Source organism: Paraburkholderia sp. CI3 (assembly GCF_050436505.1).
GTDB classification, from domain to species: Bacteria; Pseudomonadota; Gammaproteobacteria; order Burkholderiales; family Burkholderiaceae; genus Paraburkholderia; species Paraburkholderia tuberum.
The window spans coordinates 558,071-584,224 of sequence record NZ_JBNDMI010000001.1 but is presented as its reverse complement, the minus strand read 5'-3'; the positions used below and the strand labels follow the sequence as shown (position 1 = coordinate 584,224).

Genomic DNA, 26,154 nt, shown 5'->3' with positions numbered 1-26,154 from the left:
AACACGGCATTGCGACTGCGCGATAGCGAAGAAGACAGATGAATTTCGACCCTCAGAAATTCTTCACCGGCCTAATGGACTTCGTCTCCATCCTGCTGCCGGGCGCACTACTCCCCTGGCTGCTGATGAGCGAGGTGGACCCGGTCGTGCTGGGAGATCGCTATGCCGAGCTTGACGGCGCACAATCTTGGGCCGCCTTCCTGTTCGCGAGCTATCACTTCGGCTATCTGATCTTCCTGCTCGGCTCCTGGCTGGACAAGTTCTACGACTGGGCGCGGCGCTACATGCTGAACACGCTGTGCCAACCCACAATACGGTGGGCATCGTCATGATCGATACGCGACGAAGACTGTGGCCATTTGGCCCTCGCACCTGTCTCATCACAGCCGCCGCGCTGCTCGTTGGGCTGCTGCTCCTGTTCGGAACATTCCGGGCCACGGCAGGTTGGCCCAGCACGCAATCGGAAACCGCCGTTCTGATCGGTATCCTAATCCTCAGTCTGCTGCCGCTAGCGCTTGCATTCCTTGACGCAGTTATCGATCGCGGCGCGGTCGTCGAATACAGGGGAGTGAAGCTCGACTTTTCACAAGGCCGGGAACTGGGCTCGAGCGGTCTCACCGTGCCTGCCAACATCGGCGTTCGCGGCAAGCCACTCAGCGACAGCAGCACGACCGAGATCCTCGACACCCTCAGGCAGGCAGCAGCGCAGGAAATTGCCGTCATAGATCTCGAGGAAGGCCAAGCTTGGTGGGAAACTCGTCTGCTAGTGCTGCTCTTCGGCGCTGTCCGTCATGGCCGGCCCGACAAGATCGTATTTGTGGGCACCGACGCGAGAAAGGAGCAGCAATTCCAGGGCTGGTCGTACGCCCGCGATCTGCTGCCGCGCCTCGCGAAAGCGCACCCGCAATTCGAAAGAAGCCTGCACATAGTCCGCGCTGCAGCCAGCCAGGTGGCGCTAATGGAGCCGGCTGCAGCGCCTGGAGGGCCAACCTGGCAGCCAGCTTTAGGACCACTTGCGCAACGCCACCCGTGGATGGCAAACGACCCCGCCACGGGCCTGCCGAACGAATTTTTCGCCGAGCAGGCCCTGCAAAGCGAACTCGGAGAAAAGATTGAACAACTGGGAGGCGCCCGCAGTATCAGTCTGCTGCGTCTGGAAGAACTGTTCCGCCCCATTCTCAATAAGGATCACATCGAGCTGAGCTGGACTGCAGATCACCAACTCGACACCTTCCTCGAAACCGAGGCGTCTTTCCTCGCAATCACCCGGGACGGCCACTACTCGGCGCTCGTATCGAGACTGGCGCTGCTGAATCAATTTCTGAAACCCCTCCTGATGCGGCGCCCTGAGGGTTAATGCATGCGATATGTGGCGAGTGACTGTATAAAATCCAACGCCGAAGTCCTTCATCGACCCGGCGAATTTCCTTTCCATCCAGAGGACGGACGCAAATCCTCCCTCTTCCCGGAAAGCTTGCTCGAGCCCGAGTTGTGGGATGAACGGTCCGCGTTCTTAAAGCAGACAATCAGCGAACTGCTGCAGGATGATCTCGCAGAAAATCGCGCCGATACCGCTAAACAACGACGACTTCAACGAAACGAAAATGCGCCGAGGAGATAGACCATGCCGCAAATTCTCGTGATCCGGCTCCACCCGGTCACACCAATCAGTGGCACAAGTTTCAGCGATTTTCTGACCGGCCTGAAAATCTCGGCCTTCGATCTGAGCGTCGGCCATCCCATAGTAGGTCAGCATATCGGTGACGCCACATTCGTGGCACCGGCCGCGCCGCCTATCCCCGACCCGAGCACGACCATCGTTCAGCATTACACGCCGCCGATTCCGCCGCTGCCTCTCACGATTTACCCAGAATCCGAAGCAACGGCGGTGATCGCGATCACGCTGCCGGCCGGGTACAAGGAATACGCGACGGCCGATATCCGGCTTGAAATCAGCCGCAGTGGCACGAAGATCGCAAGCAGGCTCGTCTACTATGACGTCAACGTCGTGACCGTCGGTGCGTTGCCTACGCCGCCAACGTACCCTGACCTCCGGGCGAGCGCGGTCGGGATCTATCTGCCCCTGCCTCGCCCCCTGTCGCCCAATCTCGCCCAAATCGACTTGAGCCAGGGGCAGGTACCCGATTTCGAATCGCTGAAAGCCGCCGTGCAAACGGTGTTGGCTGCGGATCAGGGGCCGGTGCCCGCGATTACCGACATCACGCCGGCCCAGGCGACGCATATCGCCAATGAAATTATCTGGGGCTCGCTAGATCCGCTGCCGGCGCCGCCGGCGCTGCCGACGAGCGGTGCGACCGGATACGACGATCTCGGTGCGTTGTATACAGATCTGCCGAACGACGGCACGATCGGCAATCAGCTCGAACAGAACCGGCAGCAGTTCGAAGGCAACTTGAACAGCTATTACGCGACGCATAACGCCAACGTCGATCGGCTTGCTCGCTACACATTTGCGCTCAGCTGCGCGATGGCCGGCGAACAGATGAGCATCGACGCCGCGATGGCGTTGATGGTCTTTCCGGTCAACCCCGGTGTGCCGAGTCCAACCACAACGATCAGCGAGGCCGATGTCGTGCTGGTCGCGAGCGGCGGCGGTGCGCTTATGCCCGCATTCAGAGTGCCGGCCGAGTATTTCTATGCGCTCGGTGTCATGCTGCCGTTGCAGATGTCGGCGAAGCAGCGTTATCAGCTCGCATGCCGCGACAACGAGGAACGCACGCTACCTGCGCTGACGGCGGCCGTCGATGCCGGCACCATCAGCGATTCGCTTGCCGTCAATCCCGCACAGGCCGCTCGGCGAATTGCGGCACTCGTGCCTAGCGTGCAATACGATGCTACCGCACCGTTCTGCGAAGTCGATGCCACGCTCACCCCCCTTATCAATGATTGGCTTGCGTATCCGTCGGCGGCCAGCTGGCGCGGCTATTACCCGGGTGACGATACCGCCGGATTTTGGACGCCGGAAATCGCCGCGCCCGTGCAGCCGAATGCCTATCTCTCGCTCGACCTCGCGGCGGTGACGAACGACCACAAGCCGTTGATCGCTGCGATTCGGGCCATTCCCGTGACGAGCGTGAGCCAACTTTCACTGATGTCGGTCACGGATTGGAAGAATCTGTTCGGCACGCCGCCCAACACCGCGCTGCTACCGCCCTTCACCGCGCCGGGAACGGCTCAAGCTCGTGTGGCGGCGTTCATTCGCCACGCCCAAAAATTCTTTGCGGTAGGTTTCGGGATCGCACCCGTGCCGTCTGCCGCCGCGCCCCCCACACCCGTGCTCGATTTGCCCACGGTGGACGTCATTACCGACTGGGTCAGCGCATATCAGGGGTTGGTAGGCGGCACCTTCTCCTTCGGCGCGGGCGCACTTGTGGATGCGAACGTGACCGCTGCCGCGCAAACGGCGTTGCCCGGTGACCCGTCGGCACAGGCGTGGCTCGTTCAGCGCGTCACGACGTTGAACGCTTTGTGCCAGCTTGCCAGCGTTGCATCGAATGTGATGCCGCCCGTGCCGAGCCTGGCGTTTTCCATCGCCGAAGCGTTGTATGCGCGCGGCTTCACCAGCGCGGCGGACATCAACCGGCTGAGCCAGACGGATTTTGCCGATGCAATGCGCGGGACCGTCGCGTTCGATCAGGCCAATGCAATCTGGAGCGCGGCGGGCGGCATCAATCCTCCCGCGCCGCCGCCATCTGGGCCATTTCAGCCTGTGAACCCCGGCGGATTGGAGAACTGCGTCCCGCCGTGCTACCTGTCGCCCACGGGCACAGTCGAGTATTTGCATGAACTGCTGCGGCTTTCGGAGAATTCGACCTGCGCGACGCCTGCTGCGCCGCCCGATCAAGGCAGGCCGACGCTCGAAGAGGCAATTGCCGCCCGCCGCAGCGACCCAGGCTTGCTGGACGTGAGCGCGGCGAACGCAATGACGCCGCTGCCGCTCGTCGACATCGTCATCGAGCAACTCGAAAACCTTGTTGCGCCACCGGCTTCCGGCGGCGTCTACAACACTGCCGAACATCACCTGAAGGATCACAAGCTGTGCTCCGACGACGAGTGCGCTGACGTGATCGAGAATACGGACAAAGGCCACCCGCCGGCCAGCTTGTTTCGCGCGTTGCCCGAGTTCAATTCGCCGGCCACGCCGGTTGCAAACCGGGCGGCGTATGACGCGCTGAAAACCGACTTTTCGTCACCTGCGCTGCCGTATGCGCAGCCTCTCGATGTCAACCGCGCGTATCTCGATGCGCTTTCATCGTGCCGTTTTGCGGCAATGCGCAGTTTCAGAAAGGAGATCACCGAATTCGCGCTCGACCCGACAATCGTTGCGCCGACGTTTCAAAGCCATTTATGGCGATACCCAGTAAAGATCGATATCGGCATCGAGTATCTCGGCATCAATCCCGAGGAGTACGAGCTTCTCTTCACCAAAGACATCGCGCTTGTGCCGACGTCAGGCCAATTGGTGCTGTACGAGCTGTATGGCTTCCCCGTAGACAACCCGGGGGGCTTCAACTGGGTCGACGTCGTATTGCGTTTGCCTGAATTTCTGAAGCGTACGGGCCTCACTCATTGCGAACTTGTCGAGCTGCAAAAATCGAACTGCTTCCGGTTCGCCGTTGTGCAGCAGCAAAGGCCGCGCAATACCAACGCGCCTGCTGCGCCTGCCGGCACGGATGCGACGGATGTGGGCGATAAGTCAGGATCGCTACCCGATTGTGAGCCGTGCTGCCCCGAGCATTACCGGATCGCTTTCCAGGACCCAAAGGATCCTCTCGACGCGTTGAGGTTCCTCGCGGTATACCTTCGACTGTGGCGCAAGCTTCAGACCGTATGCGGCGCGCGCTACACGTTCACTCAGCTTTGCGATATCTGCGAGGTGCTGCAGCTTTTCATCGGCGGCAGCATCAACCCCGACTTCATCCGTCAGCTAGTATCGTTCCAGATTCTACGCGACCAGTTCAGCTTGCGTCTGACCGATGGCACGGCAACGAAGGGTGCGCATGGCGCGGATAGAACGCATGTGCTCGCGCTATGGAAGGGGCCCTCGGCGGCGAAGTGGAAGGGGGCTGTGCGTCACCTCGTCGATCGCGTCATGCGCTATGCCCAGACACGCATCGACCATTGCCCGAAACGTCCGCCCCATTTCATCAAGCTGTTGGTCGAAAACCTTGATCCACTGGCGGAACTGGCTGGTTTCTCGACGACCGTCGCGAAGGATAGCTGGCATTTCCTGCCGACATATACGCTGCGCTTTGCCGAAGTCCTCGCGAAAGTCACCGCCTCGCGTTTCGGCATCGGTGAACTGCTGTACTTGTTTTCGGAAGATACGCATCTTGACGGCGACGATCCGTTCCCGCTGCAGGACGCCAGCGAATCACTCGACAATCCTTTCGATCTGCCCGAGGAAGAGCCACGGCAGACGCAGGAGCGTAACGCTGATAATCCGCGGGGCCACAGCCTGAATGCGTTACGCAAGAAGCTGCTGGCTCTCACCGTCGACGGAAGCGAGATTCACGACTGGACGTGGCATCGGATTGAAAGCGCGTTGAAGAAGGAGTTCGGTTATGCCGTGCCGCCCGGCGGCACCGATTACTTGACTTCGCTCGGCAAGCACTTCTTTCCCCGCATGCTCGAGCGCGCCGGTGTTACCGTCGGGGCGACGGATCGGCAATACCGCACGCCGTTGACGACGGCATCGGCCGACATGTGGAATACGCCGGCGGAAGGTCCGTTCAGATTCGATGCGGCAACCAACGAGCTCTGCACGCAGCTGCCGCTGACCGATCGCGCCGTGATCGAAAAGCTGGTGCACATCCGTGACCTGACGGTGGACGAGCAACATGCGGTGCAGAACTTGTATGCGATGCCGCGCGTCGACCTCGCGCCGTTTGCCATGTTGTTCCCCGACTTCGCGGCGGCGGAAAAACATTTGATTGCCGAGCCCGACGAAGAAAAACGCTGGCACTGGTTTCTCGAGCGGTTTGCGCTGATGGTCAAGCGCTGCCATGTGATTGCTGCACATCTGGTCGGCCATGTTGGTGCTGTCGCAAGCGCTTCGTTTTGCGGTTGCACTGACGCGCCGTTGCCGCACGAGACGCAAACGGCATGGCTGATTCTGCAGCACCTCTTCGGCGACGAGAACCGCGGTTTGACTTCGTGGGAAAACGATTCGGGTGCAATACCCGATGTCATGTGGAAGCCGTTGCCGTCTGGCGGGGCGTTTGCAGCGCTGCTGGGACTCGTCGGCACAGGATTGATGGGGGAGTTTCACACCAAAGGCGGTGAGCTCGTCTGGCGCGAGCTGCGTGCGAACATGCGGGCGTTCGATACAGAGAAGAGCGAAAAGAATGCGCCATTGCCTACGATTCTGCCGGCTCTCGATTTGAGCCTTTCACCCGAGCAGCTGAGGCTCCTCGGCGTGCGCAATGGTTTTGCGATTCAGAACCGTCGCGGCACCGAGCTTGGCGGTGCTGCCGGCTTTCATATCAAGTGGCATGGCGTGCTGATGATCGACGAAGAAGGCCGCTACCACTTCGAAGCTGACGTGCCGCGCAGGAACGCAGGCAAGGAGAAGGGCGAAGGCGGAGAAGACGAGCACGAGCGCATTCCGGAACGCCGCTGGCGAGTCATCTTGAGCCGCGGACAGAAGACGTGGGCGGTGCTGTCTCATCACTGGAAAGACGAACATGGCGAAAGCGAGTCGACGCTGCGTCTGAAGTCGGGTGCATACAACATCGAAGTTGAGTTTTTCCAGAACGAGCCTCAGTTTGCGGGCGAAGACGACGTGCGTCCGTTGCATACGGGGTTCGAAGTCAAGTACTCGGGCGCCGATACGCGTGGGCAACTCGTGGTGCTGCCGCTCGATAAGCTCTTTTGCGTGAGCAAGGACGAACAGCTCATCGACAAAATGAGCTTTCCGAAGGGCAGCAGCGTTGCCGAGTACCTGTACCTGAGATACACGAGCACCCTGCGCGACATACGCCGTACTTACCAACGCGCGTTCAAGGCGCTGTTGTTCACGCATCGTTTCGCGCTCACGGGACATCCGACGAAGCCGTTTGGTCAGTCCGAGCTCGGCTATATGTTCGGGCATGCGGACTTGTTCGCGGGCGTCAGCTATTACCAAAATCCCGGTTTTGTCAGGCATGCAGCAAATTTCGACATGAACCTGCTGCCGCTCCTCGACTATTACAAACCACCGTCAGCGAGCCAGGATCAGCGCACCCATCCGAGCAGCCAGCGCAAGCAGGCGCTGTTCGATTGGTGGGAAAGGATGTTCGATTACACGAGGATGCGCGGGCACGAAAAGGAAGACGAGAGCGGAAAGGAGGACGGGGCGCACGCAAGACCCGTCTGGCTGTTGTTCGAAGAAGCGGCTGAGAAGCAACCCGACAACCCCGCTCAGCTGCTGCGCCATCTCGACGTCGACCTGGATCACGCACCCTGCGTGCTGTCGTATTTCTCGACGCAGACGACGCACGTCTACAAGATCGTCAGCGACGACCTGAAGGACGATCGATGGGCCATCAGGGTTTGGCATGCGAACCAGTGGATCGACGAACTCATCGAACGTTGCCCGCCGAATGACATTCGTCTCGCACGGCCGGACTTATGGGCATCGGACGACCCTGGGGCTCTGGTGCCCAGTGAAGCGCAGCCCGGCAATTTCGATTTGGTGCGGCTGTTCGAAAACGCGATGATAGAGCCCGACGAACCCGATCTGCGCCGCTACGACGATCTGCGAAAAATCAACGATTGCCTGCGCGAGCATGCACGAGCGCATTTGCTTGCGTATTTGTGCGGAATGAATCGGGTGCCGCTGCCGTGGGGCGGTCACGCAAAATCACCTGAGGCGTTGAGCGCGCTACTTCTGATTGACGTCGAAGCCGGCTTCTGCGAAAGGGCCAGCCGTATCGAAGAAGGGATTACGGCGGTGCAGACGTTCGTGCAGCGCGCACGGCTGGGGTTGGAGGACTGGACGATCGGACCGTCGTTCCTGAGTCTGTGGAAGAACGTGTTTGCCAGCTATAAGGTCTGGGAAAGTTGCCGCTGCCGGACGCTCTACCGCGAGAATTGGATCGCGTGGGACGAGCTGAGAAAGGCGCGCAGAATCGAAGCGTTCCAGTTCCTCGAAGATCAATTGCGCCGCTCGACGCTGACGTTGGCTGCGCCCGGCGGCCTCGAATACTGGGCGGCGTCGCTACCGCCATCGCATCCGGCGGTCGAACTGCTGCAGCGGTGCACGCCTTCCGCGCTCCGCTCACTCACGCCGCCGAGGGAAGGGCTCGGCGTGCTGGGGACACCCGAGCGCGATGCCCGACCCTCGTGGCTCGCGCCTGACGCTGGTGCGCCTCAAGGGACACCCCAAGGCGCGAACAATCCACCACCGACCACGATTGCTCGCGTCGCGGACACAAGTGCTGCGGGCGAGGTGATCGCGATGTCGGCCACGAGCGGATCACCGGCTGCCTCGTCCGACAAGCTGCCGCTCTGGATCGAGGCGGCCATCCGTCTTGGCGTGCGTTTCATCCGCGTTGCCGCCGGGGGCGTGCCGCCTGCCGCGGCGGCGTTCGTCCCGAGCGATTTTCATCCGGAACCGGGTTGCTGCACCGAATGTGGCTGCGCGCATCCGCCACTCGTCGACGAATACTATTTCTGGCTACTGCCGGCGCAGACATTCGAGGAGCCGCTTCAGGACGAGTATTACGACCCATCGGAACAAGTCTCCCGATATTGGCATGACCCGCAGCAACTGCCGACGCTTCTCGACTGGAAGCCGGAATCCGCCGTGCGTCTCGCGTGGTGCCGAGTGCATAACGGCGAATTCAAGCAGCCGCGTCATTCCAGTGGACTGGTCAAGCTGTCTGTCGGCGCGACGCCCGACCTGACCTACGTCGGGAGGCTGGACGACTCGCTGACCTTCGCTGTAACCGGAGGCATTCCGCCGACGCCTGCCGGTTACAACGGCGCAGACGCCCCGGGCTTTCGTTACGACATGGCCGTGGAGAGTTGCGTGACGCTGCCGCTCGTGCAGGATCCGACGCCCGTCAAGAGTCCCTACCCTGCGCGGTTGCCAGCCTATCCCTATTTTGTTTTCGTCGAGCCTGGCGAGCGGCTTTTTATCGAATCGATGTTCAGTCCGTCGATCGCCATTGCCGATGCGCTGCGCTGCCATTGTCATTTCGAGCCGGCCCTAAAATGGTACGAGCTCGTGCGTAATCCGCTGCAATCCGACAATATGTGGATGCATTGCGGCACCGACAGCCGGCCAGGTGGCGGCACCGTCGGAACTGTCGATGTTGCCGGCCGACCGGCGGACGTCGCGGTGGCGGAGCAACCGGCGGCGGCGACGCATCTGCCCTCGACCGACAGCGCGGATGTGCCCGGCCAGGGACAGGTGCCAGTCGACATGTGCTGCGACAGTACGAAGATCTCAGCACAGACGGCGCGCGATCGTGCGATCGTGCTCGCTTACGTGGAAACGCTCGTCGAATGGGCGCGTGCGCTGATGCGCAAGAATTCGCGCGAGTCGGCGCAGCAGGCGCGGCTTGTTCTCGATACCGCTTCGACTATTCTCGGCCCCTGTCCGCCGACCGTGCGCAATCATGTAAAGCAGTCGGGCAAGCGAACCGTCGCGACGTTCGTGCCGTTGAACCCGCCGCTCAATCCACAGCTAATGCAGTTGTACTGTCATGTGCGAGACGGCCTTTCGCTCGTGCATCGTTGCCTGAGCGACAAGCGGTTGCGCAATCCGGATGTGGCGGGTTCGTGCGGCTCGCCGTACTGGGGGCAGGATCCTTGCTGCTGCGATGCAGCGCCCCACCGGCCGTGCGACGAACCGGTTTGTTGCGAGGACTGGGACTGGTGTCACCCGCCCACGCAGTATCGCTTCGTCGTGTTGATGCAAAAAGCACGAGAATCCGTGGGTCGCCTGCGCGAAATGGGCGCGGCGCTCTTGAGCGCATTCGAACGCGGCGACGGCGAGTATTTGGCGCAGATGCACGCGCGGCACGAGACCGAGCTAGCCGACATGACGGTCGATATCCGGCAGCAGCAATGGCGCGAGGCGGACTGGCAGGTGCAGGCGCTGCGCAAGGGAAAGGAAGTGCAGCAGACGAACCGTCGGTACACCAAGCGACTGATCGATGTCGGCTTGATCAACGGGGAACTCGACTATCAGGATAATATGAACAACGAGATCGGCCTGCGCAGCACCGCGACCGAGATCGAGGCCGTGGCGGAGGCAATGGAGCTGATTCCAGACCTTTTCGTCGGTTTCCCGTGCGAGGAAACCTGGCTTCCGCTTGGCACCAAGCTCGCCGGCATGTTCAAGACGATCGCCCGCATTACGAACGAGATCGGCGAGATCGCCGGCCTCAATGCGCAGCTTGATCTGACGCAAGGGGGCTGGCAGCGCAGGCTTGACGAGTGGGTGCATCAAGTCGAGGTACTTGATCTTGAAATCGAACAGATGGAGATCCAGATCCTCGCCGCGGAGAGAAAGGCCAACGAGAGCTTGCTCGAACTGAATCTGCATCAGCAGTCGCTCGAGCAATCGCGCGAGAGGCTGAACCTCCTGCGCGACAAGTTCACGAGTCACGAGCTATGGCTATATCTGCAGAAAGAAGGCATGGCCATGTACTGGCAAATGTACGAGCTGGCGCAGCATGTCGTGCGTGAGGCGCAGCGGGCTTTCAATTTCGAGCTCGGTTTCACGGGTCGCAATTTCCTGCCGTGCGAAAGCTGGAACGGCCTGCACGAAGGTCTGCTCGCGGGTGACAAGCTCCAACTCGCGCTCGACCGGATGGAAAAGGAGTATCTGCGTTGCCATCAGCGCGAGTACGAGCTAACCAAGCATGTGTCGCTCGCGTTGCATTTTCCATTGCAGTTCTTGCAGCTCAGGTTGACCGGATACTGCGAAATCGAAATACCCGAGTGGATGTTCGACATGGACTATCCGGGGCAGTACATGCGGCGCCTCAAGAATGTGAGCGTGACGATACCGTGTGTAACCGGACCCTATACGGGCGTGCACTGCAAGCTGACGCTCTTGCACAGCTGGACGCGGATCGACCCGTGTCTGCCGTGCCCCGTGACGCATTGCTGCAGTGACAAGCCGAAGGGCGCCTGCGGATGCCGTCATCCCTCGCACGAGCATTACGAGGCGGGATGCTGCGATCCACGTGGCGTGAAGCTCTATGGGGCGCGCGAGGCGATCGCGACGTCGAGCGGCCGAAACGATGGCGGGTTGTTCGAATTGAATTTTCATGACGATCGGCATTTGCCATTCGAATATGCTGGGGCCGTCAGCTGCTGGCGCATTGAACTGCCGCAGGAGAACAACAACTTCGACCTCGATACGCTGACCGACACGATTCTGCACCTGAACTATACGTCGCGCGAAGGTGGCCCGGCATTGCGCGATGCGGCTCGGGCGGCCGCGCGCGAGAAGCTGCCCGGCAATGGATGGGTCTATCTCGACGTGCATCGCGACTTTCCCGATGCGTGGGAGAAGCTGCGTCGCTCGCGCAACGCGCTTCAGCGCGGCGAGTGGAGGAGCCGCGTAGATGAGGAGCATCCGGGAGGCGTCATCACGCTGCCCATCTCTCGGAGGCTCTTCCCGTATCTCCCCGGCGATCCGTCGATCAAAGTCGACAAGGTGGCCGTGCTCTTCGACAGCGGTCATTGCTGCGAGCAGGAATGTCCGCGCATCGAGGAGTGTCCTTGCGTGCATGAAGCGGAGCGCGGCAGCCATCTAGTCGAAGTGACAGTGGACCACCCGGACAGCGAATGTTCGCCGGACGAGCTCGAAATCGAATGCAAGAGCAGCGTCGATTGGCCGAGGCTGTATCACGGCAGCGGAGAGATACGTATCGCTCCGCTCGACAACTGCCATCCAGACCATACGATGACGTTGACCTTTGCAGGCCGCACTTGCGGGCTGGAGCGGGTATTCGTGTTGTATCGTTACGAAGTCATCGAACGTTGTTGCGAGACCGTGCGGCCGAGTACACCATTCGACGTTCATGAAGGAGGCTGCCATGACTGCGCGTAAGCCGGCTGCCCATACCGGGGAAGGGAAGGCGGAGCACCCCGGCCACGGTTCCGGGGAAATGCACCACGAGAAGAAGGGGAAATACCAGTTCGTCACGGGTGCGACGTTGGCGGCGCTCGAGGATAGGGTCCACCAGCTGATTGACGAACAGTCGAATTTGGTGCTGAAGCAAGTATTGTTCGCGCAGGGGACGGGGTTCGTGGCCGTGCTTGAGCGGTCGGCGTGAGGCTCGCCGTACCGCTCCGGTATTTGGCGGTCGGTCGAAAAACGGAGCGTCGGAGCGGCCCACCTGGAAACTACTCCTTCTTCAAAGGCTTTACCACCAAAGTCTTGGTTGACCGACCGGCTGGCGGCACCCTTGTACGCAAGGCTTGCGGCCGCCAACGTTCGAACGACCGTTGGCGGCCGTGAGGCGGACATTCGAATGGCAGAGAACAAGCCTCCCTCAACGGCCGGAAGTGGCCGGGTGCCGACTCATGCGGTTTGCATACGCAGCTTCGACCTGGCAGGCTGCGATCGGCACCACGCGACCCCATTTCGGCCCGTTAGCGCGATCGAAGCGTACTGGTGTGGGGCCACAAGACCGGACGCCCACCCCGTGCCAGGCACGACAACGACGCAGTGAGGCGCAGCGTTCACAAACAGCGTCGGTAACAATGAATGTATAGATCACAGTGCCTGTAAGCGGCTTAGGACAATGACGCCAAGGATTATCGTCGCCAGAATAACAATAACCGTTAAGGCGCTCTTCGCTACGCTGCCAAGAAGGTATCGCGCAACGTTCCTGTTGCTAAACGACAGGAAGGCCAAAACGATTGCTACGAACAAGAATGCTGGCACTGATCTCTCCACGGGTTCATGAGCTTTGGCTGGACCGTTCCTGCTCGTGATAACGGGCGCACCACTCGGAGGAGGGGGCGCCGTCGTAGAACCGCATGCAGAGGGCACTAAATCTTCATTTCACGTTTAATGCGTTCCGCCGTCTCTTCTTTCACGCGAAAATTGTATTTTTCGTTGTGGTTGGTGAGTATATTGACTTCAAATGGGTCGCCGTCGGCGGGCTTCAGCTTACGTAGAACAAGCCTCAGCGGAATCATGAGCGGGCCGCCTTTTAGTACTTCTTCCACCATGGTGATTTTCTTTACGGTAATCTCCCGGATTTGCCGTTTCTTGATGCTGTTCGGGCCGATCGTCAGAAATTCGCTCTCTTGATTGTCCATGATTCGTCCGTTTTGTTAAATGCCGTCGAAGTTTCGACTGGTACCTATCGTATAACGGCGCGCTTGCGGCGTCGCTGAAGCTTTCTATACACCGTCGTCAAACGGCGGGGCTTCCGTTATCAAGAGACATTCATCGTGGGTTGGCCGCAGGCCGCTTGTGGCCCGACTGCTGCCTGCTGGCGTTCAAGGCTGGATTGCGTCGCCACAGAGGATCTGCATCAGAGTCTTCGCGTTGCGCTGCCCCTGGTCCTCCCAATTGTTGTTCTCTACACCGACAATCGTTACCTGCTACAGCGGAGGACAGGGAGACGACCCTTTGTCGCCGTCCGGGACGGGGCACCTTCATTGGCCGTTCTCAAGTGGCGGTCGTTCGCTACAGAAAATCGTCTGCCAAGGCGCGTCGCGTACAGCCTGAGTCGTTCGTTTGCCGCCTTTGCCCCAACCTGGCGAGAACATCCTGCGTTCGACGGTAGACGAGGCGATGCGCATTTTGCTGCGCAATCATGCTCAAAAACCATAAAGGAAATTTGTCGCCGACGCGAAAAGAGCCTCGCACCGTCAGCCAGGGAGGCTGGCGGGCGAGGGACAGGCCGCGCGCTAGGTTAAGCTGGCGAAACATGCTATGCTTGTTGCGGATAGCCTCTGCTATATCGCTTCCGGCGTAGCGTCAGTGATACATCGCGAACGCGACATAGACCAAGCAAGTGCAGAAGTAATTGGCTGCAAGCAGCCAATACCCCCAGTTTGCTGAAGTCATGTGCCCTCCATAAGGTGGGTTCGTGATCCGAAGGGACCCGCCCGAATCTTTGCACGGACCTGGGCGGAGTCCCTTCCCCATTCGAAACGGCGCTGACAACGGCGCCGTTTCCATTTGAGCGCCAACTGTGCTCAATCGACAGATTACCTGCTCCAGCCATTGTTTTCGAAGGCTACGGCACATGTCAGCCGCGGTCCCGGTGGTGAGCCAGCGGGACGGAGACACAGCGGACCAGCGGTGGCTCGAATTCGCAGACTTTTGCCCTCCAGATACACCGGCGAGCCCTTCTTCAGATATTCCGCCACGATTTCCGCGAGGCGGCCGAAGAACGCGACGCGGTGCCACTCGGTGGCTTCCTTCATCTTGCCCGACGCCTTGTCCTTGTAGCGGTCGGTCGTCGCAAGGCGGATGTTCACCACTGCCTTGCCGCCCCGGAAGAGAGCCCACTTCGGGATTGGCTTCGAAGTTGCCGGCGAGAATGACCTTGTTCACGGATGCGGCGGGTTTGTCTTGTTCACTCCGTTGCGGGCGGCGCAGCAATTCACAGTACACGTCTTGAGCCAGCGGTTTTCCCCTTGCGCGGCGGCTGTTTCATCTTTGCAGCGATTATAAGCCAGCAAAATACCAGCCCGGAGCAGGCGAAGAAAACCGCGCTCTGGCCGTTCACCTTCAGCAGCCAGCCGCCGACCATTCCGCCCAGCGCAAGACCGATCGACTGCGTGGTGTTGTACACGCCGGCCGCAGCCCCCTTGCGGGTACCGGGCGCGAGCTTCGACACCAGCGAAGGCTGCGAGGCCTCGAGAATATTGAAGCCGAGAAAGTACACGAACAGATCGCCGTTCCACACTCAGAATCGTATGCGGAGCAACGCCCAATAACAACTGGCCGATCAGGATAAGAGCGATCGCCGACAGCAGCACGATCTTCATCTTGCCGCGCTTCTCGGCGGCGATGATTGCCGGCACCATCATCACGAACGACAGCCCCATCACCGGCAGATACACCTTCCAGTGTGAAGCGACCGGCAGCCCGCCGGCTTCGAGAATGCGCGGCACGACGAGGAACAGCGCGGTTTGCGTCGCGTGCAGCACGAGTACGCCGAAATTCAAACGCAGCAGCTCGACGTTGTGCAGCACTTCGGCGAACGGCGCGCGCACATGCACCGGCTTCGGCGCATCGGGCACGACCCACAGCACGACGCCGATCGCGAGGATCGCGAACACGCCGACCAGCGTGAACAGCCCGCTCATGCCGAGCCAGTGGAACACGATCGGCGCGCCGACGATCGCGACCGCGAAGGACACGCCGATGCTGCCGCCGACCATCGCCATCGCCTTCGTGCGATGTTCCTCCGCGGTCAGATCGGCGATGAAAGCGATCACCGCCGACGACACCGCGCCCATCCCCTGAATCACCCGGCCGACGATGATCCAGGTCATGTCGTGCGCGGCCGCCGCGACGAAGCTGCCGAGCGCGAAGATCAAGAGGCCCGTCGCGATCACCGGCTTGCGGCCGACCTTGTCGGAAATCCAGCCGTAGAAGATGTAGAGCATCGACTGCGTAACGCCGTAGGCGCCAAGCGCGATGCCGACGAGCAGTACGTTTTCGCCGCCGGGGATTGTCTTCGCGTAGATCGAGAACACCGGCATGATCATGAACAGACCCAGCATACGCAGCGCGAAGATGACGGCGAGCGACACGGTCGCGCGACATGCCAGCGGCGGCCCCTTCAGCTACCCCGTTGTCGCGGCGCCGCGCGGGCGAGCCAAGGCAAAATTTCCCGCCTTTAACGAAAGACCGGCGGCGCCAGCCATCGCTCGAACGTCGATTGCCATTCGTCCCAGATGTACTCGTCCAGGCTGAGTTCCTCGTCGACCGTTCCGCTGCTGTGCTCCCACGGGAACGCTAATACGGGGCCTTCGCGTCCCAATACGCGACCATGCAGTCGTCTAGCTCGGCCAGAGTGCCGGGCGGGCGATTGCCAAGGAGCGTTGCATAGTAGGCAACAAATGCGTCATTGTCGTTACCGCGCCGCATTGGTGCGGGCAGTCCCTGGCTCGTATCGATGCCGCGCAGCTCCATCGCTTCTGTCGGGCCGTCGATTTCGCTGGCGAAGTCCAATGTCCATTCCTCGCCGTCGGAGCGCACAGTGAGCGAGTGATAGTCAGTCAGCGCGTGGCGCGCGCGGTGCACTCGTCGACCACGGCTGCCGTGCGCCGCAACCGAGCGAGAAATTCATCGGCTTTCACCGGAAGTTCTCCTCGGGGCTGAACGGCGGGGGCGACAGCGGAGGACAGCAGACGACCCGTTTCGGCCAACCAGACCTGAGCGAATCAACGGTTGTTTCCAGTGTACAGAAGCCGCTCAGACACCGTATGTCTTCGCGGTCCCATACTTTGCTCGCAGCTAATAGGCCTAACCTCGAATGATCGGCCCCATGAGCCGCATGATCCTAGCCCGTTCGTTCTCGTAAAGATGGCCAGCCAGCAATTTGAGAAGTGTATCTTTCACATCGGACGAACTGACGTTCGGAAGCTGCTCTGCAATAACATCGCATACCCGGCCAACCAGCGTCTTGCATGCGTCACGGTCATCCGGCGCGGGCAACGCGCCCACATCTTGTTGAACCACAGCAATCTGAAGCCTATAGTGCGTGCGGAGGGCATCCTGGACGTCCCGTATGCTGCCGTGCAGAAAAGTCGCCAAGCCCACTTCCGGCGTAACGGGCAGATATGAAATCGCACCCCTCTCCCTATCTCTGATCCGAACGATGTCCTCTGCTCGCGCTGCGTCGAGGCTCTGTTCAGCATCAGCGTCCAACATTACATAGCAACGGGTAATAGCAGGAAGCAAAGGGCGCTGACGAACAAAAAATCGCAAGACGTTCGTCATTCCACCAACGGGAATGACCTGTATGCTCGGGGCCAACTGATTGTTCTGATAAACGTGCTGCATGAACCTGAACGCAAATTGTTCTACGAGCACTTGTGCAGCTTCGTCTTCGACATAGACGATCACGTCGGCAGCAGTTTCTTCGCGGTACGCAAGTGCGCCCAACACGAGGGAGGGGAAGCACTTATCTTGGCAAACGATATTTCCAGCCGCGTCTTCTTGTAGAAGTAGTAGTCGGCTAGCGTTAGCCTGCTTAATGAGTGTCGCGGAATGAGTCGATACGATAATCGTTAGAGCCTTTTCAGTCGCGATGTCATCAAGATAGCGGAGAAGCGTCACTTGAGCCATCGGATGGAGCGCAAGCTCCAGCTCGTCGATCAATACGAGCGAACCGCGAGGGCAATCTTTCAGTAGACGCAGCAGTTTCAGGATACAGAGCTCTCCGAGACTCAAATTCTTTTCTGAAATGTAATGCCGTGCATTTCGTCCGGGCACGGCCGGAAGCTCCAGCAAAAACGCGTCGCTACCGACTCCAGTCCGAAGATTGATGGTTTTGAGAGCATTGAACTTGCCAGTGTCGAATATCCTGTTCGCGGCAGCAATGATGTCCCCGTGCGCAGGCCGCACTCTCCTTGGCTGAAAGTCGTCCTTGTTGGGCTCGATGCGCGTTGCGTCGGCAGCTATGTAACGTACGGAAGGAAATCCGGCCTGACTCAGTAGTTTGCTATTTGCCTTCGGTAGCGGAACCCAGCGCTCGCCGCGGTACCGATAGGTCACAGCCGCGCCATTGACGTCATATCGGACGGATGAGCCGTCGAAGGAATCAAGCCTGTCCGACTTCTGCGATGCAGGAAAATGCGTCGGAAAGGCGTTGCTGTAGCCTATCCGCCGAAGGCATGCCAGCAAAGACGTTTTCCCAGTTCCGTTGGCCCCGGTCAAAAGCCACACCCCGGTGTTCGGAATCGAGAATTCTAAGCGACGGATGTGTCGCAGGTTTTCGATTGTGATTCGTACGGCCATCAGTTCACCATTTTTGTTTTATCGCTTCAAACACCGGCGCATACTACCAGCTTATCTCCTTCGCCAGCCGGGTCAGCGGGCCGTCAGTCTGACAGATGCCAGCAGCAAGTCATCGGCACTCTTGCATGGGCACACCAGACGTCCGAGTGGCCGAACTACGCCATGGCCGAATGGCACTTCCTGTGCCGACCGGCGCCCGACGAGCGAGTGCAACATTTGTCCTCGTCGGAGCGCTATGCAACGGGCATAACGCTGATCCAGGAGCGGGTTGTTTGCCACTTACGTTCTGCCCTTTGGTGTGCGCCACCTTGCCTGCTGTTCTAGATTGCTATGAAACAGAGGCGACCCTTCGCCGCTCTTCACTCGTCACAGGAGAGCATTCGAAGGCAGAAGAGACGTTCGAGCGTCCGTTGACTATCGGCCTCGAACGGCGCTAGTTGGCCGGCTGCTGGCTGATGGCGCTCAAGGCTGGATTGCGTTGCCGCCGAGGATCTGCATCAAGGTCTTCGCGTTTCGCTGTCCCTGGTCTTCCCAATTGTTGTTCTCTACACCGACAAGCGTTACCAGCGACAACGGGGGGCCGTGAACAAGGCAAAACGGTCGTTCACCGACGTGCGCATAAAATCGAGATCGGCTGGAACTGTGGCTCGGCCAGAGCACTATCGAATCAATACGAGCGTTGGTTTTCAGTAAGGGCTATCCGGCATCCCGGCCGATGACAGCGGTTCGCCGACGCGATGACCGGAAGCATCGGCGATGCAAGCGATGACATCCGAGTCGAAGTCCATTCTCTACCTCTGGTTCGGGCCGCTTCAAAACGGTGCTACCGCAAATTCACTGGCAATGCGTATATACGGCGTTGCCGAGCACGTTGGAGTTGCAATTGACGGACGTTCGAGCAGGTGGCGGTGGCGCGGCCGATGGCGCGGTAACGGCTATCGGCGCTTCGGCCCGTTGCGGCACGTAATAGACCGGTGCGGATCGAGGTGCCATAGCAGCCGCTCCTACCAGGAGTAAACCCAAAGCCGTCGCATTGTCTTCCGCTATCAATTGCTGGCAAACGGAAAGTGCATTAGCTCCAAATCGCCTGTCCAATTCTGCTTTTAGAACCGGGCTGTGATAGTTCACGTTAAGAGGTGCAGCGTAATAGACTTTGCAAAGCCTAAAGTTGCTCGCATTTACGGTATCGGTGGCAGTCATTGTGCATCCGCTAGCGAGCGCGGAAAGCGACAACACTACTGGAATCATTATTTTGAACATTTTTTTCCAACATGGTCTGTTTTATGTTATTTATTCGACGGCTCGCTTAATACCCCGTCATCCCGTCTTCCCATATGTTTGCCCGATTCCAACGTTTGGGTGTGTTCGCCACCCAACACGCTGTAAAGAATGGACCGAGGTTTCTTGCGGCAATGCAACAGTGTCGGTGCTTCAAAAGGCAAACCTTGACCGTTTCATCGATTTGCGTCGCGAACTTTCCGCGCTCTGGTGACTGCTTTCGGAGTGGAGTTGCCGTCTCAATGTCCGAGCCACCCTTCAATCGAAAGTCCCTTGATGGCCGATAGCTCCAGTTCGATGAACATTTTACAGAGCCGACGTTGGAATCCTCAACGGCGGCTTTCCGGTTGGTGGTGTGAACGCGTACTGCCGGCCAATAGTTGACGTTCGTGCAACACAGACTGCCGTCATTCCAATGGCCGGTTCACTTTTAACCTACCGAACGCCCGATGGAAGTAGCTTGGCCATAGCAGCCGCTGGTGCGACCACCGGGCAACGGCGGCTATGGTGTGCTTTACTGGCCTCCGGCCCGCGATTAGTTTGAATGGCAGCTTTGTGCCGGTCCGGAGGTCAGGAAGCGTTGAGGGTGGTTCGGCGCATGCCGGCAGGCGTCGAACGAGCCTCAACGAACCCGGAAGTTCGCGATGGGAACGCGATGCCTGGAAGACTACGCATGCCGTTCCCGAGGGGCCGGCGAAGACGAAGGAGCAAGTACTAATGTGGAGACCTTGCCATCGTTTTCGATTTCGATAAAACCGATTCTGCTGTACCAGTCATAGGCAACTCGGTTGCATACGAAAACATTCAAGTACAGTGGTTTTTGTAAGTGACTGGACAACGACATCACCTTGGCAATCGCTGCACGGCCAACTGACCTGTTTTGCATTTCCGGCACGACACAAAGCATCCGCAGCCATACGAGATCGGGTTCGACGTCCCAGTGCACAAATCCGCATTGGTTGCCTTCCCATGTAACTATTTGACAAGAGCCTTGGCGAAGGCTTTTGGCAAACCCAGCCTGTTGCAAGTCGTCGTCCCAGCCATACGCTGAGGTCACGAAGACTTTCATCGTTCGCCGATACGTGTCAAATAGCCATTCCGAGTCTTCAGGTACAGCCTGCCGATAATCCAGATTCATCACAACCGCCGATCGCGATAGCAGGTCTTAGCCAGAATATCGGATGCAAGGGATTGGCATCAATCGGTAGAAGCCGCGAGTGTCGATGGATGCGTAATGTGCAACGGACGGCTGGGATAACGATCTGCACAGGCCTGCCAGGCCCCGCGACGAACCGCTGCAGTCGACTCAGAGCCTTCAGGTTGCTCTGCTCTTAGTGGACATCGATTGAGACAGCTGCAGACACTGATGTAGTCGTCGCTACAAACCATGATTCGCTGCTGCCGACACAGAACTCACTCCGCGGAGACCGAGGCCGATCGGCTTTGCGCGAAGACGTCTGGTCCACCATCTACCGACTCAACACCATTCGAGAGAGTCGCCCGTGTCGTACCGACCCTTCGAAATGTGATCCTGACAGCTCACTATGCGGTATGTTGCTACCGGAGCCGCGATGTCCGCTCCTGGGCGGATTGTGCCTCACCTCGTTAGCCGGGTAGCCGCACCGACCGATTGGGGCTCTGTGGAGGTCGTTGCATCGATCGTGGGTCCTCCACTTGAGAGCCCTTCGCCGGGTTGCCGGCTTTCCCGCATTGCGGGCTGATTTTGATGTTGCAGAAGAATTCGGAAGATGAGTCCGTGCGTGATCAGCAGTAGTGGTACAACGAGAGTCGGAATGAAGTACGTCGCGCCCAACTGCCCCGCCACGAGCCCGGCATCATTGGCCTGATAGAACGCGTTCAGGAGATCTGCGAGGCCCCACCAGTTGAAGATCCAGGCGACCACAATGCCAGCCCCGCGTGGCAGCAATACCAGTGATAGCGACGCGAGTGTCGCCGCAACGAGATCCCCATAGGCGGCGCAATACGCAAAGGCAGACGGCAGATCGGGCGACACGACGCCTGGGACAAGGAATGCCAACCCAATGAAGCGGAAGCTGTGCAGGATGAGAAGAGGCCGCAGCGCATCGACCGGTCGCAGGAGGCGGAGTTTTGGCCAGACGTATCGCCTGGTGAAGATTCCCCACGTGCTGAAGCTGAATGCGATGCTAACGAAAAACCAGAGCTGGGGCAGCATGAGTCTCTCCTTTGGTTCGAATTCCCGCGATCGACCGTGAGAACTTAAACGCGCAGCGTGCGTAGCTCTGCGGTCACAGCGCCTCGCTCCGTGTGAGCCAGGGTATGCTCGCGCAGCCAGACCTTGGACTCAGGGGCAAACTGCGGTTCTGACGGGAACGGACGGCGTAGTTCACGGTCGTAGCGCTCGAGATCGAAACCGGGGCTGAGCGGGGCGATCACGAACTGCGCGAACTGGCGAAGCCAATTGCCAGGCGTCCGCCGGTTGCCTGGATGCGCCGCGTAGCGACGCGCGATCGTCTCGAAGTCCTCGGCTGGCTGACCGGTCACATCGGGGACGTCCGTGGTCGGAGCGCCCAGCTCAAAAGCCCCGCGTTTGTGATCGTCAATGTAGTAGCGAACGCCGCTGATCAGGTCGATCGGCAAGCCGCCCATCCGGGCGGCCTTCATGAATAGCCAGATCGGCATTGGCACAACCTTGACCGATCGTCGGACGGCCCGGCCGATCGCCTTGGCCATGTCCTCCGCGCCAAGGAGCTCCGGCCCAGTGGGGCGGTAGCGCTTCCCGGCATGCCGCGCAGGATCCATCAGGGCCGCGACGGCGACTCGCGCGATATCCTCGTTGGACGGTGGCGCGTTACGGCTATCGCCAAAGATCCAGGGAAATGCTCCGAGGTGTGCAGCAAATCCGGTCAATGCGAGATAGGCGTCAGCGAAGAAGCCCGGCCTCACGATCGTATGCGCGATTCCCGGCGTCATCGAGAACAGCTGATCGACGAGCCAGAGTTGTCGGGTCATGAGGGCGGGATGCGAGGGACTCGACAGCCACTGGGTCAGGCTGACGATGTGTTCGAGCCCGGATTCCCTGGCGGCGACGGCGAACGCGACAGCGCCCTGAATCATGTAGGGATCGAAAGGCGGACAAAAGTAGGCGCGCTGAACGTCTTTTAGCGCGTCGGCGACGCGCTCGACATCACTCATGTCGGCAACCGCTATCTCGGCCCCCTGCGCTTTCAGCCGCACGCTGCGGCCATCTTTCCGGTGCACCATGGCGCGTACGGGATAGCCGGCCTTCAGCAGTTCGGCAACGACGACGCTGCCTGTCTTCCCGGTCGCACCGGTTACGAGGATCCTTGGCTTAAGCATGATCGCCTCCGAGCAGTCGCGGTACTCATCAGTACCAGATGGTTGTTCCAGTATGGTACTATGCGGTACCGAATGTCAAGAGAGATGACGATGACCACGGTATCGCTGTCAAAGGACCGCCAGGAAGGCCGCGACGAAACTGAGGTGTGCGCGCGCATTCTCGATGCAGCCTTCGCGTCGTTCATGGCGAGTGGCTACGCGGCGACCAGCACGCTTGAGATCGCCACGCGTGCGCGGGTTTCGAAACGAGAACTGTATGCGCTGGTGGGCAACAAGAAGGAAATGCTAGTCGCGTGCATCAGCGCGCGCGCCACAAGACTGCAGGTACCCGCTGACTTGCCCGTGCCGCACGACCGAGAGACACTCGCGAACGTACTGACTTCCCTAGGGACGCAGCTCGTCCGCGAGATCACCGATCCAACGGTCATTGCGGTCTTCCGACTGGCGATCGCAGAGGCGGTCCACGCGCCCGAGGTGGCGCAAGCGCTCGACTCGGCAGGGCGCGAGACAAGTCGTGCCGCCTTGCGTCAAATCATGGCCCGGGCTCAGGCGTCCGGACTTCTCAATGGCCGTCCTGCCGAACTTGCCGAACAGTTCAGCGGGTTGCTGTGGGGTAATTTGATGGTCAGCCTGCTGCTTGGCGTCGCCCAGCGGCCGAACTCACGCGAGGTCGCGGCACGTGCCCGCAACGCCACAGCTGTTTTTCTTCAACTTCATCCGCTCCCGTAGCGCTGCGATGCCCCGCCAGCTATCGAGAAACCCGCGAGGCGAGCTTGAGTGACAGTTCCTGGCCGACGACTGCTGGGCGTTAAGGTTTATTCGATGCCTGCGATCGGCCGCAGGAATGTGCCTGCCTCCGCGCATGTCGGCAGGCGTCGAATAAACCTTAAGGAAACCCGCCCGATGCTCAAAGCATGGATGTCGGCCAGAGCCGTCATTCGAGTATCGGCATCTGTCAGGCAGCTACCTGCCGCTTTCCCGACATTCGCAGATGGGCGGTCGCGAATGACAGGTCTGGCGAGTGCCAAATGCGTACTCTCGACCCACAGCTGCCCTTCGAGCTGGTGCGACCTTACGACGGCTTGCTGGCTGAGAACGGTCATTCGAGCGGTCAAGTTGGCCAACAGCCCTTGTCCGCCATCCTGGTCGTCTGCACCTCCGAGTTGAGAGAGTTTCGCACGGAGATGGCGATTGGGAGTGCTCCGCGACCTACGCCGCAGAAGGCTAGGCCGCAGTTGCTGCCGTGGGATGTCCAAGCCCACCGGCCAGCGCACTTACCGCTGCGTTCACAGTTCGGGGGGTATTACTCTACGGAATAACCGCGATTCCGTGCCCGACACTACCGCACAGCTGCCGACGAGGCTATATAGGCGCTTCGCGATCGCCCTTCGCGCGTTCGACGATGTGATTTTCACTTTTCGGGGGATGGGCGCTTTTAGCCTTCGACACACACGAGCAGGGCGGCCGAAGGGGGACCTGGTATCGACCCGGGCGTGGTTATCGGCCAGTCCGCTTCGCGAACCGGAGGCGCTTCGATGGCAGGTTATAAATGTGGTATGAGCCACCATTCTCCGATCGACAGGGACGACCGGTCTGCGTCGGCGAATAAAACGGGCATCGCGCGTGACTCGCGCAATGCCCGCGTTCTTTTTTTTGGCGCTCCGTTTTGCAATCCGCGCCGCTAAAGCTACTTCAAACGCTCACTGAATCACCCGCGTCACACCTCGTCCACGCGGATCGGCAGCGGCTTCCGGCGTATCGGCGTTGACCTTGATTGCTTGGATGTCGCCACTGAAATCCTGCCCCTTCAGCGTGTAGCCCTTGGCTTCGATCTGCTTGGCGAGTTCGCCTTCGATCGGCTTGTACGGCTCCCAGAAGATCGTGTTCGGCGGCAGCAACTGGTGATGGAAGCGCATGGCGGCCACGGCTTCCGGCAACGGCATGTTGAAGTCGTAAATGTTGGTGATCACCTGGAAGATCGACGTGAAGATGCGCGAACCGCCCGGCGTGCCGATCACGAGCGACACCTTGCCGTCCTTGGTCAGGATGGTCGGGCTCATCGACGACAACGGGCGCTTCTTTGGTTCGATCGAATTCGCGTCGCTACCCACCACACCGAACATATTGGCAACGCCCGGCTTCGCGGAGAAGTCGTCCATCTCGTCGTTCAGCACGATGCCGGTACGGTCCGCCACCACGCCCGAGCCGAAATAGCCGTTGATCGTGTACGTGTTCGACACCGCGTTACCCCACTTGTCGATCACCGAGAAGTGCGTGGTTTCCGCTTTCTCCGGCATCGACGTGCCGAGGCCCGGCTGCACGCTCTTCGTATCGGACGGTGTGGTCGGATTGACTTCGGCCGCACGCTTGGCAATGTACGCGTCGTCGGTCAGTTGCGCGACCGGCACCTTGTAGAAGTCCGGATCGCCGAGATACTGCGCGCGATCGGCGAACACGCGTTTCTCAATTTCCGCGATCAGGTGCACGTATTGCGCGGAATTGAGCGTGACGTCCTTGAAGTCAGGTGCAATATCGGCCTTCATCTTCAGCAGTTGCACGAGACCGATACCGCCCGAGCTCGGCGGCGGTGCAGTGTAGACGCGATAACCGTTCCAGTCGGCCTGAATCGGCTGACGCCACACTGCCTTGTACTGCTGCAGATCGGTCTTCGTAATCAGACCGTGACCGCGCATGGAAGCCGCGATCAGATCAGCCGTCTTACCGCTGTAGAAGTCTTTCGCGCCTTGATCCGAAATACGCGTGAGCACCGCGGCGAGATCGGGTTGCTTGAAGTTGACGCCCTGCTTCAGATTGCCGAAGTAGGTGTCGAAATTGGTCTTGCCGGCGAAGTCTTTTGCCGCCTCGTCGCGACGATCCTGCAATTGCTGGCTGACTTCAAAGCCGTCGCGTGCATAGTGAATCGCCGGCGCGAGCACCTGCTTCCATTTGAGCTTGCCGAAGCGGCGTTGCGCTTGCCACATTCCGTCGACGGTGCCTGGCACGCCGACAGCGTGATAGCCGAACAGGCTCATCCCTTTGATGACTTCGCCCTTGTCATCGAGATACATGTTCTTCGTCGCTGCCAGCGGTGCACGCTCACGGTAGTCGAGGAAGTACGGTTTGCCGTCGACATACAGCGTCATGAAACCGCCACCGCCGATATTGCCCGCTTCCGGATACGTTACGGCAAGCGTGAAGGCGATCGCGACTGCCGCATCGACGGCGTTGCCGCCTTCCTTGAAAATTTGCTCCGCAGCATCGGCGCTGTACCTGTCTGCAACCGCGATCGCCGATGCGGTGAGAACGGCCGGTTGCGCTTTTGCAGGCGCCTTCGCAAAGGCCGGTGTCGCTTCCAGAAAACAGCTTGAAACAGATACGAGTGCGACCAGCGCAAGTCCGCTCACGGACGATTTGTTGTTGCGGAACAATCTCATCGGATAGCCTCCATGACAATTTCCCACATGATGGTGAAAACACTGCCTTGGGCTTATAACATGCCGACTGGCGATTTGCGAAGCCACAGCACGGTTGTGGCGCATGCTGCGGTGCACCAGATGCTCCATGCCGAGGTG

The 26,154-nt window shown here is 59.7% G+C and carries 12 protein-coding genes and 2 pseudogenes; 5 read left to right on the top strand and 9 right to left on the bottom strand.

Translation table 11 applies throughout. The annotated features are described in order from the left end of the window. Positions 1-38 precede the first annotated feature (38 nt). The 4 genes from OKW29_RS02695 to OKW29_RS02680 all read left to right on the top strand — a co-directional run bounded on the left by OKW29_RS02695 (position 39) and on the right by OKW29_RS02680 (position 12,302). Entirely contained in the window at positions 39-332 is a 294-nt protein-coding gene (locus OKW29_RS02695; RefSeq protein ID WP_429289852.1) for a hypothetical protein, read from the top strand. Continuing rightward, positions 329-1,357: a hypothetical protein gene (locus OKW29_RS02690; RefSeq protein ID WP_429289851.1), complete on the top strand. Its 1,029-nt coding sequence runs from the start codon at positions 329-331 to the stop codon at positions 1,355-1,357. The genes OKW29_RS02695 and OKW29_RS02690 overlap by 4 nt, the downstream gene beginning before the upstream one ends. A 267-nt stretch (positions 1,358-1,624) precedes the next feature. Next, on the top strand, positions 1,625-12,076 hold the full coding sequence (locus tag OKW29_RS02685) for a neuraminidase-like domain-containing protein (protein ID WP_429289850.1): 10,452 nt from the start codon (positions 1,625-1,627) through the stop codon (positions 12,074-12,076). Continuing rightward, positions 12,063-12,302 carry a hypothetical protein gene (locus OKW29_RS02680; RefSeq protein WP_429289849.1) on the top strand — a complete coding sequence of 80 codons (240 nt, stop codon included), beginning with the start codon at positions 12,063-12,065 and terminating at the stop codon, positions 12,300-12,302. Before OKW29_RS02685 ends, OKW29_RS02680 begins: the two co-directional genes overlap by 14 nt. A gap of 721 nt (positions 12,303-13,023) precedes the next feature. On the opposite strand, the gene OKW29_RS02675 is transcribed toward OKW29_RS02680, so the two are convergent. From OKW29_RS02675 to OKW29_RS02640, 8 genes and pseudogenes are all read right to left on the bottom strand, one after another. Continuing rightward, the gene (locus OKW29_RS02675; RefSeq protein WP_429289848.1) at positions 13,024-13,296 is read right to left on the bottom strand and encodes a hypothetical protein; all 273 of its coding nucleotides are present in this window, start codon (positions 13,294-13,296) and stop codon (positions 13,024-13,026) included. A gap of 1,014 nt (positions 13,297-14,310) precedes the next feature. Continuing rightward, a pseudogene (gene ssb / locus OKW29_RS02670) lies at positions 14,311-14,590 on the bottom strand (single-stranded DNA-binding protein); the annotation flags it as partial. Positions 14,591-14,594: 4 nt separating this feature from the next. Next, a pseudogene (locus tag OKW29_RS02665) lies at positions 14,595-15,723 on the bottom strand (MFS transporter). Positions 15,724-15,958: 235 nt separating this feature from the next. Continuing rightward, the gene (locus tag OKW29_RS02660) at positions 15,959-16,174 is read right to left on the bottom strand and encodes a hypothetical protein (protein ID WP_429289847.1); all 216 of its coding nucleotides are present in this window, start codon (positions 16,172-16,174) and stop codon (positions 15,959-15,961) included. 294 nt (positions 16,175-16,468) lie between these two features. Further along, positions 16,469-17,965, bottom strand: a complete 1,497-nt coding sequence (locus OKW29_RS02655) for an ATP-dependent nuclease (RefSeq protein WP_429289846.1) — start codon at positions 17,963-17,965, stop codon at positions 16,469-16,471. Positions 17,966-19,910: 1,945 nt separating this feature from the next. Further along, positions 19,911-20,381, bottom strand: a complete 471-nt coding sequence (locus OKW29_RS02650) for a GNAT family N-acetyltransferase (protein ID WP_429289845.1) — start codon at positions 20,379-20,381, stop codon at positions 19,911-19,913. Between the two features lie 459 nt (positions 20,382-20,840). Then, positions 20,841-21,437 carry a hypothetical protein gene (locus OKW29_RS02645; RefSeq protein WP_429289844.1) on the bottom strand — a complete coding sequence of 199 codons (597 nt, stop codon included), beginning with the start codon at positions 21,435-21,437 and terminating at the stop codon, positions 20,841-20,843. 44 nt (positions 21,438-21,481) lie between these two features. Continuing rightward, entirely contained in the window at positions 21,482-22,582 is a 1,101-nt protein-coding gene (locus OKW29_RS02640) for an NmrA family NAD(P)-binding protein (RefSeq protein WP_429289843.1), read from the bottom strand. Positions 22,583-22,672: 90 nt separating this feature from the next. Between OKW29_RS02640 and OKW29_RS02635 the strand changes: the two genes are divergently transcribed. Further along, complete coding sequence (locus tag OKW29_RS02635) at positions 22,673-23,311, top strand: TetR/AcrR family transcriptional regulator (protein WP_429289842.1); 639 nt, start codon at positions 22,673-22,675, stop codon at positions 23,309-23,311. Between the two features lie 971 nt (positions 23,312-24,282). Here OKW29_RS02635 and ggt read toward each other — a convergent pair. Then, entirely contained in the window at positions 24,283-26,016 is a 1,734-nt protein-coding gene (gene ggt, locus OKW29_RS02630) for a gamma-glutamyltransferase (protein ID WP_429289841.1), read from the bottom strand. Positions 26,017-26,154: the final 138 nt, after the last annotated feature.

Coding starts and splice junctions, on each gene's coding strand:
- OKW29_RS02695 (WP_429289852.1), top strand. CDS start 39: ATGAATTTCGACCCTCAGAAATTCTTCACCGGCCTAATGGACTTCGTC.
- OKW29_RS02690 (WP_429289851.1), top strand. CDS start 329: ATGATCGATACGCGACGAAGACTGTGGCCATTTGGCCCTCGCACCTGT.
- OKW29_RS02685 (WP_429289850.1), top strand. CDS start 1,625: ATGCCGCAAATTCTCGTGATCCGGCTCCACCCGGTCACACCAATCAGT.
- OKW29_RS02680 (WP_429289849.1), top strand. CDS start 12,063: ATGACTGCGCGTAAGCCGGCTGCCCATACCGGGGAAGGGAAGGCGGAG.
- OKW29_RS02675 (WP_429289848.1), bottom strand. CDS start 13,296: ATGGACAATCAAGAGAGCGAATTTCTGACGATCGGCCCGAACAGCATC.
- OKW29_RS02655 (WP_429289846.1), bottom strand. CDS start 17,965: ATGGCCGTACGAATCACAATCGAAAACCTGCGACACATCCGTCGCTTA.
- OKW29_RS02650 (WP_429289845.1), bottom strand. CDS start 20,381: ATGAATCTGGATTATCGGCAGGCTGTACCTGAAGACTCGGAATGGCTA.
- OKW29_RS02645 (WP_429289844.1), bottom strand. CDS start 21,437: ATGCTGCCCCAGCTCTGGTTTTTCGTTAGCATCGCATTCAGCTTCAGC.
- OKW29_RS02640 (WP_429289843.1), bottom strand. CDS start 22,582: ATGCTTAAGCCAAGGATCCTCGTAACCGGTGCGACCGGGAAGACAGGC.
- OKW29_RS02635 (WP_429289842.1), top strand. CDS start 22,673: ATGACCACGGTATCGCTGTCAAAGGACCGCCAGGAAGGCCGCGACGAA.
- ggt (WP_429289841.1), bottom strand. CDS start 26,016: ATGAGATTGTTCCGCAACAACAAATCGTCCGTGAGCGGACTTGCGCTG.